The sequence below is a fragment of the Sphingomonas sp. GW821-FHT02B09 genome (assembly GCF_059421875.1).
The window spans coordinates 40,932-56,329 of sequence record NZ_JBWKVV010000005.1 but is presented as its reverse complement, the minus strand read 5'-3'; the positions used below and the strand labels follow the sequence as shown (position 1 = coordinate 56,329).

The 15,398-nt window shown below is 62.1% G+C and carries 15 protein-coding genes and 4 pseudogenes; 12 read left to right on the top strand and 7 right to left on the bottom strand.

Features of this window, described 5'->3' with window-relative positions; genetic code table 11:
• Positions 1 to 149: 149 nt before the first annotated feature.
• A complete protein-coding gene (locus AC07U4_RS18390; protein ID WP_495196419.1) occupies positions 150 to 974 on the top strand; it encodes a cyclic nucleotide-binding domain-containing protein in 825 nt (274 codons plus the stop codon).
• A gap of 210 nt (positions 975 to 1,184) precedes the next feature.
• On the opposite strand, the pseudogene AC07U4_RS18385 reads toward AC07U4_RS18390, so the two are convergent.
• From AC07U4_RS18385 to AC07U4_RS18375, 3 genes and pseudogenes are all read right to left on the bottom strand, one after another.
• Positions 1,185 to 1,372: pseudogene (locus AC07U4_RS18385) on the bottom strand (IS481 family transposase); the annotation flags it as partial.
• 54 nt (positions 1,373 to 1,426) lie between these two features.
• Positions 1,427 to 2,209, bottom strand: a complete 783-nt coding sequence (locus AC07U4_RS18380) for a DUF4019 domain-containing protein (protein WP_495196418.1) — start codon at positions 2,207 to 2,209, stop codon at positions 1,427 to 1,429.
• Positions 2,210 to 2,212: 3 nt separating this feature from the next.
• Entirely contained in the window at positions 2,213 to 2,791 is a 579-nt protein-coding gene (locus tag AC07U4_RS18375; protein ID WP_495196417.1) for a recombinase family protein, read from the bottom strand.
• Between the two features lie 136 nt (positions 2,792 to 2,927).
• Between AC07U4_RS18375 and AC07U4_RS18370 the strand changes: the two are divergent.
• Positions 2,928 to 5,891 (top strand): annotated as a pseudogene (locus tag AC07U4_RS18370) (Tn3 family transposase).
• A 59-nt stretch (positions 5,892 to 5,950) separates the two neighbouring features.
• Here AC07U4_RS18370 and AC07U4_RS18365 read toward each other — a convergent pair.
• Positions 5,951 to 6,724, bottom strand: a pseudogene (locus AC07U4_RS18365) (IS481 family transposase); the annotation flags it as partial.
• 56 nt (positions 6,725 to 6,780) lie between these two features.
• On the opposite strand from AC07U4_RS18365, the pseudogene AC07U4_RS18360 reads away from it, so the two are divergent.
• The 3 genes and pseudogenes from AC07U4_RS18360 to AC07U4_RS18350 all read left to right on the top strand — a co-directional run.
• Positions 6,781 to 6,905, top strand: a pseudogene (locus AC07U4_RS18360) (IS5/IS1182 family transposase); the annotation flags it as partial.
• Positions 6,906 to 7,234: 329 nt separating this feature from the next.
• On the top strand, positions 7,235 to 7,912 hold the full coding sequence (locus AC07U4_RS18355; protein WP_495196416.1) for a ParA family protein: 678 nt from the start codon (positions 7,235 to 7,237) through the stop codon (positions 7,910 to 7,912).
• Positions 7,909 to 8,226: a hypothetical protein gene (locus tag AC07U4_RS18350; protein ID WP_495196415.1), complete on the top strand. Its 318-nt coding sequence runs from the start codon at positions 7,909 to 7,911 to the stop codon at positions 8,224 to 8,226. The genes AC07U4_RS18355 and AC07U4_RS18350 overlap by 4 nt, the downstream gene beginning before the upstream one ends.
• Positions 8,227 to 8,985: 759 nt before the next feature.
• Here the strand turns inward: AC07U4_RS18350 and AC07U4_RS18345 are convergent.
• The 3 genes from AC07U4_RS18345 to AC07U4_RS18335 all read right to left on the bottom strand — a co-directional run bounded on the left by AC07U4_RS18345 (position 8,986) and on the right by AC07U4_RS18335 (position 11,266).
• The gene (locus AC07U4_RS18345) at positions 8,986 to 9,285 is read right to left on the bottom strand and encodes a hypothetical protein (protein ID WP_495196414.1); all 300 of its coding nucleotides are present in this window, start codon (positions 9,283 to 9,285) and stop codon (positions 8,986 to 8,988) included.
• Between the two features lie 680 nt (positions 9,286 to 9,965).
• The gene (locus AC07U4_RS18340) at positions 9,966 to 10,973 is read right to left on the bottom strand and encodes a hypothetical protein (RefSeq protein ID WP_495196413.1); all 1,008 of its coding nucleotides are present in this window, start codon (positions 10,971 to 10,973) and stop codon (positions 9,966 to 9,968) included.
• Positions 10,970 to 11,266 (bottom strand): hypothetical protein, encoded by a 297-nt coding sequence (locus AC07U4_RS18335; protein WP_495196412.1) that lies wholly within the window; start codon positions 11,264 to 11,266, stop codon positions 10,970 to 10,972. Before AC07U4_RS18335 ends, AC07U4_RS18340 begins: the two co-directional genes overlap by 4 nt.
• A 264-nt stretch (positions 11,267 to 11,530) precedes the next feature.
• On the opposite strand from AC07U4_RS18335, the gene AC07U4_RS18330 reads away from it, so the two are divergent.
• From AC07U4_RS18330 to AC07U4_RS18300, 7 genes are all read left to right on the top strand, one after another.
• A complete protein-coding gene (locus AC07U4_RS18330) occupies positions 11,531 to 11,929 on the top strand; it encodes a hypothetical protein (protein WP_495196411.1) in 399 nt (132 codons plus the stop codon).
• Between the two features lie 47 nt (positions 11,930 to 11,976).
• Complete coding sequence (locus tag AC07U4_RS18325; protein WP_495196410.1) at positions 11,977 to 12,711, top strand: hypothetical protein; 735 nt, start codon at positions 11,977 to 11,979, stop codon at positions 12,709 to 12,711.
• Between the two features lie 57 nt (positions 12,712 to 12,768).
• Positions 12,769 to 13,173, top strand: a complete 405-nt coding sequence (locus tag AC07U4_RS18320; protein WP_495196409.1) for a hypothetical protein — start codon at positions 12,769 to 12,771, stop codon at positions 13,171 to 13,173.
• A gap of 411 nt (positions 13,174 to 13,584) precedes the next feature.
• Complete coding sequence (locus tag AC07U4_RS18315; protein ID WP_495196408.1) at positions 13,585 to 13,911, top strand: EexN family lipoprotein; 327 nt, start codon at positions 13,585 to 13,587, stop codon at positions 13,909 to 13,911.
• Between the two features lie 109 nt (positions 13,912 to 14,020).
• The gene (locus AC07U4_RS18310) at positions 14,021 to 14,308 is read left to right on the top strand and encodes a hypothetical protein (RefSeq protein WP_495196407.1); all 288 of its coding nucleotides are present in this window, start codon (positions 14,021 to 14,023) and stop codon (positions 14,306 to 14,308) included.
• A gap of 234 nt (positions 14,309 to 14,542) precedes the next feature.
• Positions 14,543 to 15,076, top strand: coding sequence for an SHOCT domain-containing protein (locus AC07U4_RS18305; RefSeq protein WP_495196406.1), 534 nt, complete (start codon positions 14,543 to 14,545; stop codon positions 15,074 to 15,076).
• A gap of 50 nt (positions 15,077 to 15,126) precedes the next feature.
• The gene (locus AC07U4_RS18300) at positions 15,127 to 15,354 is read left to right on the top strand and encodes a hypothetical protein (protein ID WP_495196405.1); all 228 of its coding nucleotides are present in this window, start codon (positions 15,127 to 15,129) and stop codon (positions 15,352 to 15,354) included.
• Positions 15,355 to 15,398: the final 44 nt, after the last annotated feature.

The window sequence follows — 15,398 nt, the reverse complement described above, 5'->3', positions numbered from 1 at the left end:
TCTAATGTCGCACGCCTGCAAGCGTGAAACGGAGCCCGATACGGCTTCCGACATACGGGTCTTTGAGCCTTGGTTCAAGAGAGCGCGGTTCGCGCCACGGGATCGTTTGGCCTGGTCCGGCCCCACAAAGGGGACGGAAGATGGGAGTAATGTCGATCGGGCAAGCGACGTTCATGCACCTGGAACGGGCGGTGCAAGAGCGGGCGCGATCACGATCAGGGTCACACAACCCGACCCGAGCGCACGTCCATCCCGGCAGCCGGCGAGCTGGCACGTTCGAGGATGACTTCTTCTACAGCTACGCCCAGGGCGAGCCCGACCGGCTCTACAAGCAGGCGGCCGAGTTGCTGAAGCGCAAGAACGCCGTCCGGCGTCTCGCGCGTGCCGAAGAGCGCGAGCTGACCGAGGATGAACGCCTCGCCACCCTAATAACCAACACCGCCTTGCGCGTGTTCAAGGAGCTGACCACGCTCGCGCGGACTTGCGCTGGCAAGGTATTCCCGACGTGGGAATGGATAGAGGCCGCGGCCGGCGTCTCCCGCGCGAGCGTCGGGCGGGCGCTATCGGCGCTTGCCACGATGGGGATGCTGGAGAAGCAGCGCCGATGCGTCCCGATCGATCCCCCGGCCGATCGGCCGAAGGCACGCAACGCCCAGACCTCGAACGTCTATCGGATGCGCTTCCCTAACCGGTTGGTCGCTTTCCTGCCACGTCGGCTCCGCCCCGTGCCGTTGCCGGACGACGTGACCCAGGCTGAGGCTGACCGCGTCGAACAGATTGACCATTGGCGGACGTGGCGCACTCCGCGCCAGATGATTGCCGAAGATGTTGCCGATCCTGAGCTGCGCGCTATCCTCGACAGCATGGCGATCACGATCGAGAAAGAGTCTCAGAATAATGGTCAACCACTCCGAGATTCTTATACTCAAATGGAAAAAGGAGTTGGCCTAGTCGGCCAACGCGCTGACTCCTAACGGCACGACCGAGAAGATGGAGCCTATTCCACCAAATCAACCAAACCAAGTGACACAGCGAGGGATGCGCCGCTTCGCGACGCGATGCTTCCAAAAGAAGCATGCGTTTTCTGTGTCGCCGCGATCGGCACGTTACGTTTGGTCCAAGGTCGCAGATCATCCCGGTATTGACGGGATCGCCAGACCTCAAGCGATGCGAGGCGCAAGGATCTAGGTGTTTAGTCCCGGCATCTGGTGGATCGGATTAACGATGAATCGGTCTGGCTCTGACCTCCAGATCTTGGCAATGTATCGGAGGGTGTGAGGCCGCTCAGCGTTTTGAGCCGGCGGGCGAAGTTATAGGCGGCGATGAAGTCGGCGAGGTGGGGCCGGAGCTGGTTGTGGCTCTCGTAGTGGAAGAGGGCAAGGCGCTGATCCAACGCTAAACAACGGTAAGCGCCCCCGCCCTGAGGTCAGCGGATGAAATATCCGCTGACACGCCAGCTTCCATTTTTGCGAGCGAGCACGATGGTTTCGACGGCGTCCGGCTTGGTGGCGAAGCGGGTCTGGAACTGAAGCACCTGATAGTCGCCTGCCGGCGCGCCGGGCAGTGTTTTCGTCTGCACCACGCTCTGCAAAGTGCGTGACGAAACGCGTCCGAGCGGCTGTCGGACGGACTGGATGGTCGTCGCCCATTGTGCCGATGTTAGCTGCGATTTGAACATGGAACCCGCAGCACGCCAGCTTGCATCCCACTGCCCACCGTCGAGAAGAGCAGCCCATGAGCGGGCTGCCGACGAGGCGTCCGTCTCGGCGGGACGCGAGGCGGCTGACGCGACATTTTGGGCAGGAACTTGTGCGTCGTTGTGCGACCCGACCATGGTCGAGAGCGCCACGGCCGCGATGATGATAGACATGATGAGCATTCCTCCGGCAAGCCATACCCAGCGATGAACCGCCGATTGCGGCGCTGCTGGCGGATCGGTCCTTTCCACCGCGACGGTCGCTTGGGCTTTCCCAATTTCCTTGGCCCCAACAATATTGGGTGCTGCCCCATCCATTTCGGCGAGACGCCGCGCCGCCTCGCGGCTGCTGGAAACCCCGAATTTGCGCCGTGCATCCCGAAGGCGGTCGTTGATCGTGTAGACCGACAAGCCAAGCGTGTTTGCGATCGACTTGGCATCGTGGCCGACCAGAAGCAGCCGAAGCGCTTCCTTCTCCCGCTCGTTCAAGGTTGTTGGATCCTGCGTAGCCATGGTTCAGCCAACCTGCGCCGGCCGGGCGATGCCGAGCCGCTTCATCTCGCGGTAGACGGTCGACCTGCCAATCCCGAGCTGTCGGGCCGCCTCGGCGGGAGCAACGCTCGCCGCGACCAGCTTGAGCGCTGCGCTTACCTTGTCAGTGTCGAGCGGCTGCCGGCCGGGCAGCTTGCCCTTCGCCCGCGCCGCGGCGATGCCGTCGCGCGTGCGCTCGGAGATCAGCCGTCGCTCGAAATGCGCGATGGCACCGAAGACGTGGAAGATCAGCTCGCCCGCTGCGGACGAAGTGTCGATCTTCTCCTCCAGGCTGAGTAGCGCGATGCCACGCTCGCGCAGCATCTGCACCGTGGCCAGCAGCTCGCCCAGCGACCGACCGAGCCGGTCGAGCCTGACGATCGCCAGCGTGTCGCCCTTGCGGGCATAATCGAGCAGTTCGGCCAGACCAGGGCGCTCCATGCTCTTGCCCGATATCACGTCGGTGAACACGCGGATCGATCCAGCCTGTTCGAGCCGCATCCGCTGGCCGGCGACATCCTGGTCGCCGGTGCTGACGCGGGCGTAGCCCAGAATACCGCCCATCGCCCTGTGTCTCCCAAACGACCGTTCCATGGACGATCCAGCCGACTGATCGCCGATCTGCCGAAACCCGTCCACAAACTACGTCCCTTTAACCCGTGCTGTCTACGCGCGCCAAGGACGTTTCATGGACGGTCGAATGCCAGCACGCGAGCATGTTCTTCTCAGCAATACCGAATGGGCGTCGTTGTTCGGGATTCCGACCGACCCGGACGCGCTGGCGCGTCGCTTCACCCTCGAAAAGCCCGACCTCGACCTGATCGGGCAGCGTCGTCACGATCGCAATCGACTGGGCATGGCATTGCAGTTCGCGTTGATCCGCTATCCCGGGATGACGCTTGCGCAGGTGATGCAGATCGAAGGCGGCGTGCCACACGCGCTCGCCGTCTTCGTCGCCCGTCAGCTCTCGCTCGATCCTTGCGTTCTCGCCGATTACGCGACCCGCCCGCAGACCATGACCGATCACGCCCCGCTGATCGCTGCGGCGCTCGGCCTGCGTCCGCCCGTGCGTGGTGACATCGCGTTGATGATCGCGAGCGCCGAACGCGCTGCTGCGGCGACCGATGCCGCGCTCCCCATCGCGACCGCCGTCATCGCGGCGTTGCGTGCGGCCAATATCCTGTTGCCGATGCCCTCGACGATCGAACGGGCGGGGATCGCCGGCCGCGCCCGCGCGCGGAAGACCGCCACGCGCATGATGGTCGCCGACCTGTCGCCGGTGCAGATCGGTCGCATCGATGCGCTGTTCGACGAACAGGACGGGGCACGCCTGGGCTGGCTGAAGATGGTTCCGGTCGCGACGAAGACCGACAGCGTGCGCGATATCGTCGAGCGCCTGCGCGTCGTGCGGGCGATCGGCATCGCCCACGATGCGGGAACCGGCGTCCATCCCAACCGGCGTCACCAGTTCGTGCAGGAAGGACGGCTGTCCCTCGCCTATCTGATCCGGCGCTACACCTTGCCCCGGCGACGCGCGATCCTCGTCGCGCTGCTGGTCGATCTGGAAGCCAGGCTGATCGACGCCGCGCTCGACATCGCCGACAAGCTCATCGGCGGCATGTTCCGGCGCGCCACCAATATGCAGCAGCGGCGCTATACCGCGTCGTCGCGCGAGGTGGCGCGGCTGATGCGCCTGTTCCGCATCACCATCGACACCCTCGCGCAAGCCGACGAAGAGGGCTGCGACCCGATCGCGGCGCTGGAAACGGCGGTCGGATGGCCGGCGCTCATGAAAGCGCGGGGCCAGGTGGGCGAGATCGCCGATACCGTCGAGCAGGATCCGCTGTTAGCCGCCGCAGACAGATATGCGACGCTGCGCAAGTTCGCGCCGCTGCTGATCGAGGTGCTGGACTTCCAGTCGGGACGCGGCAGTGCCGCCAGCGTGAAGGCGATCGACATGCTGCGCGATCTGAACGCCTCCGGCAAACGTGACGTACCGGCCGATGCGCCGATGCCGTTCCGCAAGGAATGGCGCAGGCTGGTGATGGGCACGGATGGCCGGATCAACCGCCGCCTCTATGAAACCGCGACGATGGCGCACCTGCGCAACAAGCTGCGATCCGGGGATATCTGGGTGGAGCGATCCTCGGGCTATCGCCGGTTTGACAGCTATTTTCTCTCGAGCGAGGCGAGCCCGCCGATCGTCGCAGGATTGAACCTTCCCCCGTCCGCCGACGCCTGGCTGGCCGAGCGAACCGCCAGTCTCGATTCTCGGTTGAGGCGCTTCGTCCACGACCTGTCGAACGGTCGGCTCGAAGGCGTCCGGCTGATCGATGGCCGATTGCAGATCACGCCGGTTCGCACCGATACCGACGTCGAGGCCAAGGCCCTGGGCAACCGCATCGACGGTCTGATGCCGCGGATCAGGATCACCGAACTGCTCCACGACGTCGCCAGCGAAACTGGCTTCCTTGCCGGCTTCACCAACCTGCGAACCGGACGGCAAAGCGACAACCCCAATGCGCTGCTCGCCGCGATCCTCGCCGATGGCACCAATCTCGGCCTCGCGCGCATGGCCGCGGCCAGCCAGGGCGTGACCCGCGACCAGCTGGTCTGGACGAAGGACGCCTATGTCCGGGAGGACAGCTATCATCGCGCCCTTGCCATCCTGGTCGACGCGCATTCCCGGTTGCCGATCGCCTCGACCTGGGGGACGGGCACTACATCGAGTTCGGACGGGCAGTTCTTCCGGGGCGGCAAGAGGATGGCGGTCGGCGATATCAACGCCCGATACGGCGTCGATCCGGGCTTCAGCTTCTACACCCATGTCTCCGATCAACACGCGCCGTACCATGTCACCGTCATATCCGCGGCGACGCACGAGGCGCCCTATGTCCTCGACGGCCTTCTTCATCACGGCTCGTCGTTGAAGATCGGAGTGCATTATACCGACACGGGCGGAGCGACCGACCATGTGTTCGCACTCTGCGCGTTGCTGGGGTTCCGGTTCTGTCCGCGCCTGCGGGATTTTCCCGACCGGCGTCTGGCCGCGCTCGGCCCCGTGGCCTCCTACCCGACGATCGGTTCGCTGATCGGCAAGCGTGTGAAGGCCGATACGATCCGCGAGCATTGGGGCGAGGTCCTGCGTCTCGTCGCCTCGCTCAAGGCGGGGCATGTCGCGCCATCGGCGATGCTACGCAAGCTGGCCGCCTACGAACGCCAGAACCAGGTCGACCTCGCCCTCTAGGAAATCGGCCGCATCGAGCGGACCTTCTTCATGCTCGACTGGCTGGAGAACCCCGATCTTCGCCGGCGCTGCCAGGCCGGCCTCAACAAGAGTGAGCAGCGTCACGTCCTCACGCAGGCGATCTGCACGTTCCGCCAGGGCCGGATCATCGACCGGACCCACGAGACGCTGCAATATCGCGCCTCCGGACTGAACCTGGTGATCGCCGCGATCGTCTACTGGAACTCCACCTACATCGCCGATGCCGTCCAGCATCTCCGGTCGATCGGCGAGGCACCTGATCCCGCACTGCTCGCCCACACGTCCCCGGTCGGGTGGGAGCATATTGCATTCTCCGGCGACTTCCTGTGGGATCGCGCAGCTGAAACCGTCCGCCGCAAACCCCTCAATATCGCGGATGCCCGCTATGCCGGCTGACTGTTCGCAAATGTTCTGCCTTGCCGTTGTTTAGCGTCAAACCAGCGCTCTGCCCTCTGGAAGCGTTTGACGGTCGCTTCCTTGATGGTCCGGTTCATCCGCTCGACCTGACCGTTCGTCCACGGGTGGTTGGGTTTGGTCAGGCGATGTTCGATGTCGTTTGCCTCGCAGATCATGTCGAAGCGCATCTGGCGCGACCAGGTGGTATTACGGTTGCGGGGCTGCTCGGAGAACTGGATGCCATTGTCGGTCAGGATCGTGTGGATCCGGTAGGGCACGGCTTTCAGCAGGTGTTCGAGGAACTCCCACGCTGTCCGCCTATCAGCCTTGTCGACCAGCTGGGTGACCGCGAACTTACTGGTGCGGTCGATGCCGACAAACAGATAGAGTTTGCCTTCGGCGGTCTGCACCTCGGCGATGTCCATATGGAAGAAACCGATGGGGTAATGCTTGAAGCTCTGCCGCTTTGGCTTGTCGCCCTCGATATCCGGTAATCGTGAGATGCCGTGCCGCTGCAGGCACCGATGCAGCGCTGATCGTGTCAGGTGCGGGATCGATGGCTGCAAGGCGTAGAGGCAGTCGTCGAGCGGCAGCAGCGTGTGGCGCCGGAACGCCACAACCATCGCCTCCTCGGCTTCAGTGAGGGTGGTCGAATGGGGGGCCTTCGGCCCGGTCTTCAAATCCTCGACCGTCGCCTTCTTCCGCCACTTAGCAACCGTCTTCGGGTTGATCCCCAGCTCCCGGCTCAACGTCGCGAGCGAAGCTTGCGATCGCTGTATTGCTGCTCGGACGGCGTGCGTGGTCGTGGCGCTCCCGTGACGAACTTGTCCCATACGGCTTCCTTCCATTCCAGCGAAAGGATCGCACCATCAAACCATGGGATCAAACACCCTTAAGCTTCTTCATGACCGCGGGCCAAGTCAGCGACTACACCGGCGCGGCAGCGCTGCTGGACGACCTGCCAAAAGCGAAGTGGTTGCTCTGCGACCGTGCTACGATGCCGACTGGTTCAGGCGAACTGGTTTACTATGACGTCGCAGCGCTACGGCCCGTGTCAGGCCGACGAGATCCTCGCGTGGGTTGCAAGGCCAATCGCATTTCTGAAAGGCTATTCTTGCATCGATGGAAAAAATGGCCGCTGACCACCTTCTACGATCAAGCTCCGTGCTCGACCGCGGCTCATGATGCAGTGCAATCTGCAGTACTAATAGCTGGAGATTTGTAATGTGATCGTAATGCACATTGCGAAGTGCCTCCCACTGCGTCATACGACGTACATAGGAGCGCAATGCGCAGTGCAATGTACTGCACTCTAGCTGTTGCGGTTGATAGCGGGGAATAGCATGCCGGTCATACTCGTCGGATCGATCAAGGGGGGGGTTGGAAAGTCGACCACTGCCCTTGCGCTCTCATCGGAGATCCGATCGGCCGGGCAGACGGTCCATATCATCGACACGGACCCCCAGAACTCGCTCTATCGCTGGTACGAGGACTGGAAGCTGAAAGATCGGATCGTAGTTGAGGACGGCCATCGCATGTCGCAGAAGCAGCTGGAAACGGCGGTGTATGAGGCTTCGCGCGAGCATCCGTTCGTCATTGTGGACGTCAAAGGCGCCATGAACGAGGCTATTCTCCACGCAACCCGTCAAGCAGATCTCCTTGTCATTCCCCAGCGGGCTTCTGCAGCAGACCTCGAGCGCTCGATCGAATTCCTTGATCAGATGGAGTTCATCGAGAGCGCACGCCGAAGGCCCCTGCCCCACCGAGTCGTCTTCACCCAGCGTAGTGCGGCGATCATGTCGCGCGCTGATCGGGAAATCATGGACCAGACTCGGGAGGCGGTGGAGGTGTTCTCTTCGGAACTTTTCCAGGGGGACGCCTACAAGGCCATGTTCCTCTATCGGATGACGCTGGAAGAGCTGGATGCTCACGAGCTCTCTCGCACCGAGCGTGCGCGCCAGCAGGTGCAGTCGTTGCTTCGTGAGATCGTCGCCATTATCAAAGGAGCACAACAAGCATGAGCGACACCCCCGCACCCGGGCCCAAGAAGTTCGCGAGAGCGGACCGTTCCCCTGCCCCAAGCGATCTTGATCTCTCGGACATCCGGGCCACGCCTTCGGCGCGACCAAGCGCTCCGATGAGCCTCCCCGACGACTATCAAGCAGCGCCCAGCGCTCGACGTCGCCGGGTACGTGAGACGAAAAGCAAGACGCTCACTATGCGGATCAAGCCGTCGACGTTCATCCGCTTCGATGACTTCTGCGACAGAGAGCAATTGTCACAATCGGACGCCTTCGATCGGCTGCTTGACCTAGAGACGCGCTCGCAAGATTAAAGATCTATCAAACGCAAGCAAAGTGCAAAGCAAAATGCATTGCTCTTGTACTGCGATTTGTATTGCGCGTCACCACCGTGTCTTTTACCCTTGGTCGTTTGTCTCTCAAAGGGCGGGAGCAAAGGACGTCGGGCGACCCGCGAGGCGTAGGCTACGTATAGCCCTCGCGGTCTTCGGCTGGGGTGCATGTCGCTAACAGCTCGGTTTGCCGATCGGGTGAAATCGGGACCGGAATATAGACGACAGGGGAATTGGTCGGCGACCTGCGACGGGCAGCCACAACCCATGACATCCCCATAAGCTACCTGTTCGACGCTGCGGGCGATCGTGCGTCCTGCTGCACGACCGTCGTCCATTTCCACATATCGTTCGTCTCGGCGATGCGAATATGACACGGACGATGTTAAATGAGGCAATGAGCAGCCGACGCGAGAGTTTTAAGGTGCTGGGCAAGCGCTTGAGCTTGTCATGCTAATTCGCATTACAGTGCGCCAGCAGTTTGCAAAGCAGAACGTACTGCGAACCACCGGCTTGCTGGGTCTTTGCCGCCGCGAACCGTCAGGATTGAGGAGCAAAGCGAGTGATAGCGGTTCTCGACGCCGCTAGCTTGGCTACAGTGAGCCGGTGCTGGGGGCAGCGAGGGCAGGCGACGTCGTCCCCGAGCTTAGCGCCAGCAACTGGCTCCTGTCGCATAGCTCGGCCGGATAGAGGCGTTGGAGCTGGGCAAATGCCCAAGCTGCGGTTTAGGGCCGTGGGATCTCAATAAGTGCTACCGTGGGTGCCGGCCAGCAGGAGGCCTGACAAACCCTGTAGCGCGCTGAGCGGCCTCAGGCATCTTGCCAGTCTTACAGCAGCCGATATTGCTTGGTGTAGCCCCAGTGCTGACGGTGCGAGGAGGTCGGCCATTCGGATCGCCCAGCCTAGAAAAATCAGCAGCACGACGTGGACCACGAGCATTGGCAGGTAGATTAACAGCGTCGGCCCGACGAACTTCTCACCGATGTGCCAGCGCTTGGTCGCGATGGGGTAGATTGAGTGGACGATCGCGGTGATCAGCATCCACTCGAATATCGAGTCATAGGGAGATAGCCATACCCCCATGCCGGGCAAGTAGCCGGTCAGGGTGGTAGGCCTCTCGCGTTCAGCGGCCGTATTACCCAATCCACGTTGAGAGCTTACTGCTACTGCATCGTTGAACCAAGTTTGCCTGTGGCCCAGACAAAGTTGCGCAAGGCCTACTCCCAAGCTGGACGAACTCAACCGTTATTAGCGCTGACCTATTTGCTCTAGAGGCATGCGCCGGCTTGAAGTCTCCAGCTCTGCCAGAATGACCCTCCGTGTCAAATTCTCGCCATCGAGCCACGCAACAGCATGAAAGACCGACATGGCAGCAATCCCAGCCAGAACGCATCCCAGTAGGACTGAAAACTTAGCGAGCATCAAGGCGGTAAGGAGGAGCGTCGTCACGGCCCAAGCGAACGCCGGTACGGCCGAATGCGACCGAAAGAACCAGCCCCATTCTGGCACTGCCAGAAAACAAGCCCGAAGCTCGCCCTTATACCGCCATCCCACGACAACCGCATGATCACCATCGCAGAGGAGCGCAGGCTTGCCGAGATAATGGACGGCATGACCATCTACTCGGAAGCGTGTGGTGAAGGGGCCGCCTGGTAGAACCGGGCGGGTCACCTCGACCCGAGATACGATGCCCGCCCGCGATACCCAAGGGTTAAGCCAGCTCATTGTTTGGGTCCTATGTTGCCTGTGCCTTCCACTTTGGCATCAGCGTTCGTGCCTTGCGTGCCCGACTGCGCTTGGCGCTGCGAAAGAGACGTGGTCGATGCGAGGCGCAGATTGATCGTCTGGCCGTTGATCCGGCCATCACCGAACCAGATGCCGCCGGCTCTGGTCCAAGTCAGCCCGCGAGGGTCCGCCACGAAATCGCCGGCAGGCGTATGGGTGAAGTGGATGTTGCCCGAGCCGGTCAGATCAGTGCTGAAATCACCTCCGATCACCTGCTTAGCGGCATCCGCCAGTGCCGTCTTGAGTGTGGCGGCGGGAATCGCCTGGAATGCCGTCAGAACTTGCTGCCGTGCAGCACCCAGGTCTGCTAAGCGAGCCGTGCCCATCTTCTCGTCGATCATCCCGAACACGGTGTTGGTGTAGATCGCCGAGATCGCCAGCATCTCCATGTAGCGGACGTGCACATCCTCGTCATAGGTCGACGGTGGGCGGTTGCGGCGGAAAAACGGCGTATCGAGTGCCGCCGGTATCGGCTGGGGTTTCATCGCATCGACTTCCCAGCCCTTGCGCGGTTGCATCGCGACGACGATCGGGCCCGCGTAGATCATGTGTGCGGCATCGAACGGGGTGGCCTTCGCCAACTCAGCGGCAGGAATGGAGGCCAGCTCCTTGCGTGTCGACTCGACCAAGCCGTCGATCGCCTGATCGAAGCGGGGGATATTCCCGTCCCGGCGCTGCATGACGAATTGCGGGATTGCGTCGGGAGCGACACGCCGGGAATTGGTGTCGGTCATGAAGGCCTCCGCCATGATCCCGAGCGCCGGCATTTCATAGGTCTTGCCGGTCTCGATCCCGAGGCTCTTCACCCGCTCCCAGAAGCTCGACAGCCCGGAGCTGGAGCCGGCGGTTTCGGATGCCGAGCCAGATACGGACGAGCCGCCTCCACCACATGCGCCCAGCATCAGGGCGAGTGCGAAAGGGGTAACGAGACGACATCGGATCATCGCTTTTCCTCCACCATCAGGTTCTTCAGTTCGGCCGCGTCCTGCTCCAGCTCGGCGGTCGATCCGGCGAGCCTGGCTTCCAGGTCGCTGGCGCGTTTGCGCAACCGGGCAATCTCCGCTGCTGCGTTCGGATCGCAGCCGGCGCGGGGTTGGCCGGAGGCGGCCGACCAATCCCGATCGAAGCCGGCATTGAAGGCAGCGCGATCGGCACGGACGACGGCGGTATCGCGCTCGACCCGCACGTCGACGTGGCTCTGCCACGATACCGCCAGCCAGGTCAGCACGGCCGCCACGGGAGCCGCCACCAGCGCTCCCGAGGCGAAGCCGCTTAAGCCCATGACAGCACCCGCCAGAAGAAAGCAGATGGCAAGAAGAGGCGAGACGATGTCTCGCTCAGTTTAGTCCACACCGTACGCACGCGTGCAGCCCCCAAAGCGTGGTCGATGCGTGGTCGCATCGGCGTATAAGAGGATGGCACCACACCACAAAGCGTTCGTCAACGCTATACTTGGGCCAAAAACAGCGTAGTCTCTCGCGCATACGGTGGGGACTTCTCGATGGCGCGCGTGATGTTGACCGGCAGAGTGACGGATACCCAGGCCGCGGCGCTGAAAAGCTACGCGGCGGAGACCGGTTTGCCGCTCTACCAGGCCACCGTCCGCGCGCTTGAACTCGGCATCGCGATGTTGGTCGGAGGCCGCGGAGCAGAGCCTGCTCAGGCGGCGCCAGCCAGCCTTTCCGCCGGCGAGATTGACGCGTTGCGCGAGGCGATCGATCGGCTGACGCATAGGGCCGAGCTAAGCGACCGGTTGACCCAGCGCACCCTTTATGCGGCCGGGGCGGCGTATGCCGCGGCAATGGCGGGGCCAGGCACCAGCGCCGAACACAAGGGGCAGATCACCTACGAGGCCGACCGGATCTTCGATCGACAGCTCGTCATCGCACGCGAGAAATAACCACCCGGCACCGGTCAAGTGCCTGCACGCAAATACAGGGAGACAGCATGAACACGATCACGGAAGGCCAGCCAAGCCAGGTCGAGCGCATCTCATCGCCGAACGACGACGTTCGTGCCACCGTCGATCAGATGGAAAAGATCGCACGGCTGACACCGCTAGTGATCCTGGCCGTGCTGGTGGGTCTGCCCGTGGTCAGCAGCCTGTTTAGCGGATCCTTCGGCGGGGCGATCTTCGGTGGTATCATCATGTTCATCGTCGCCGGCTTTGTCATTCGTATCGTCAACGCGCTGGTGATCCGCCCCATGCAGACCGTTCGTTACAAGGGAGCGGCAACGAAGCTTGCGGCTCAAGTGCAGTCGCTGCCGGTACCGACGAACCTATGGCGGTCATGGTGGACCGGCGCACCAGGCGCGCTGGCGATCACGCGCGATGGCCACCTCGTCATCGTCGATCGGTCGACCGACTATTCCCATCTTTGGCTGGGAACGGGGCAGATCGTGAACGTCAGCGTGGAGCGCGAGGCGACCCAGATCACCAACACCAAGCACAGTGGCCGCTTCACGCTTGGCGGGGTATCGAGCGGTGGCCTGTTCGGCGGGTACACGACCGGCGGACGCTCGCGCTCGACCACTAGAACGATCGAAACGGCATTTCTTGAAATTCGCTACCAGCTCGAGCGGAACGGCTCGGTCTATACCTCCGTCATTCCGTTCGACGCGGATCGTCGTGGGGCTGACGAGCTATGCGCGGCGATCACCCGTATCGAGCATGCCGCCTGACGACGCCGGGTCAGGACGCATTACTGCGTATCGGATGAGCGACAGGGAAGACGACAGGTGCTGACGACACTGGAACAGCGGCACGTTGAGTTGCTGGCATTGATGGCAACGATGCGGAAGCTTATCGCGCATGATGCGATCGATCGCGACGAGGTGACCCGGACCCGGCTCGGACTGAGCAAGGCCAGCGCCGCCCGGACCAGGTTTCTGACGGATACCGTTTACCCTGCCTTGCTTGATACGGTCGCCGGTGCCGATGCCGTGCAGGTCCGTCAGTTACGGGCGGACGCGGCGCATGATCGGGCACGCTCGTCGGCGCATGTCGGCAAATGGAACGCGCTTAACGTCCCGCGCGACTGGCAAGGGTTTCGACGCGATGCGGCAGACATCCTTACGATGATGCAGACCCGGATCGACTGGGAAAAGCGGGTCCTCTATCCCCTGCTGGCAAAGGCACGGTAACGTTCGAGGGACAGGTGTACGATGGCGGACGAGGCAAAACTGTATAGAGAACGGGCAGATGCCGAGCGGGCGATTGCGGCTGATACGACGCTGCCGAATGTCAGGAACAGGGCGCTCCATTCAGCGGCGCGGTGGGACGAGCTGGCAGGTCAGGCGGAACGTGCCCGAGCAGGTGCGCAGGCACGGCAGAGCCGTGCCGCCTATTCCTCCTCGATAGCACGAACTTCTGCCCGAAAGCCCGTGCTGCACCGCACAAGAATAGCTTGCATCGCAGCACAGATTGGTCGAGCATCGTCCTGCCTTTCAGGCATCCTCTCCTAAAAACTCAAGGCCGGCTTCGACCGGCCTTTTTTGTGTCTCGTTCGATCCGGTCACTTCAGCCGGCAAGGATGACGTTGGCTGGAGATCGCGATGGGAGGCGTGATTCGCGATTGCCGGGAATGCTTTTCCCGCTACGCTTGTTCGATGAAAGCAGCTCTGATCGTCCTCCCAGCATTGGCCTTCAGCGCATGTTCCCAGACCCCGCCATCGCCGGCACGATCGCGGACGATCGCCTATTTCGTCGCACATAAGTCGGAACGTGACTCGGTACTCGCGGCCTGCAAAAGCGCACAGAGTATGACGGCAGCACAGTCGGAAGAATGTGGGACGGCTATGGTCGCGGATCAGCAAGTTGCCCGGAACGCGTACCTGCAACAGCGTCTGGGCCACAAAGCTGGTAGCGCCGCACCAAGGTAAGGGGACCGCCGTAGTATCCATGCGAGGGCACGGTGCGGTGAACCCGGCGACGGGGTGTGGGGTTATCCTTCGGTCGTCATTTGGACGATTTGAATGGAAGGCAGCTTTTATGAAAAACCGGAACATCGCGGCCCTTGCTGCTGCCGTCGTCCTGCTTGCTGGCGCTCCAGCTGTTGCGCAGACGACGCATGAGACCAAGGTCGATCACGATACGAGCGTCAAGAACGGTGTCGCCACGACCAAAACCAAGGTCGCCGAAACCACCAAGCGTAAGACGCGTCGGCCCAAGAAGGTTCTGGGCGTGAAGGTCGGGCACAAAACCGTGAAGCATCAGACGGTTCGCGAAACCGCGGTCAGTTCGAACGGCGATCGGAAGGCCACGGTCAAAACCAACTGATCGAATGGCGCCGATAGCATAGAGGCGGTCGATCGATATGATTGTCCCCACCAAGCCGTCGCTCGGTGGGGACAATCATCGCATATCACGAAAAGCGATACGGTCATCCCTACCGGCTGATGACCGTGCGTTCGATTTCCTCGGGTCGCAGCGGACCCCATGACAGAGCCTTGCAGCACTGCGATCCTCGTGCTTGAAAGCGCACGCGCGTCGGGGGGCGCGGCAGGGGGATGTATGAAAACGACATTGATTTTGGCAGGCTTGCTGCTCGGCAGTGCTGTGCAGGCAAAAGATAATCCGCCTCCGGCACCGCAGCCTGATTTCGCCAAGGTACGTCAGACGGGGGAAGCGACGCTGAAGTCGAACTTGTTCGATCCGTCATCGGCGCAGATCGTCTACACTGACGGTTTCCAATGGGGGTATGCGAAGCCGCTTATCGGTCGCCGCACCTGGGGCTGGATTGCGTGCGGCACGCTCAATGCCAAGAACCGCATGGGTGGTTATGTCGGTGCGTCAGGCTTCTGGATCATGAGCGACGGTAACGGCACGATCAGCATGGGTGAGCAGGGAAAGACCATGTCGACCTGTGACACCGGGCAGAGGGCCGAACTTCAACCCGAACTCAAGGATGCGCCTGCCCTGACCCTCGCCGGTTCAGGCCAGACCGGCGTTGCGGAAGAGCTGGGAAAGCTGGCCGGACTGAAAGACAAAGGCATCATCACGCAGGCGGAATTTGATGTGCAGAAAGCCAAGCTGTTGAGCCGGTAGGGGGGGCGGAGCTGTTCTTTCTGCGGTACAACCTAGCACGAGGCCGGTTCATGCACGCGTCGAACGACAATCAGGCAGAGGCGATGTCGTCGGCACCGGTGGACGTGCTTCCGCCTGAGTTTCGCAAGATGTTGGACCAATGCGATCGGGTCGGGATCAGCATGGACCTGCTGATGAGCATTATTCGCGCTCGGCTTCTCGAAGCGGGTTTCGACAGGACGCACGGCACCGAACAGGCATTGACCGTTCTTCGAAGGGTAATCGAGCGACATCGCTAAGCTTGGATTGTCATTCGTCGGAGGTGATGGAAGGATGCGGACCC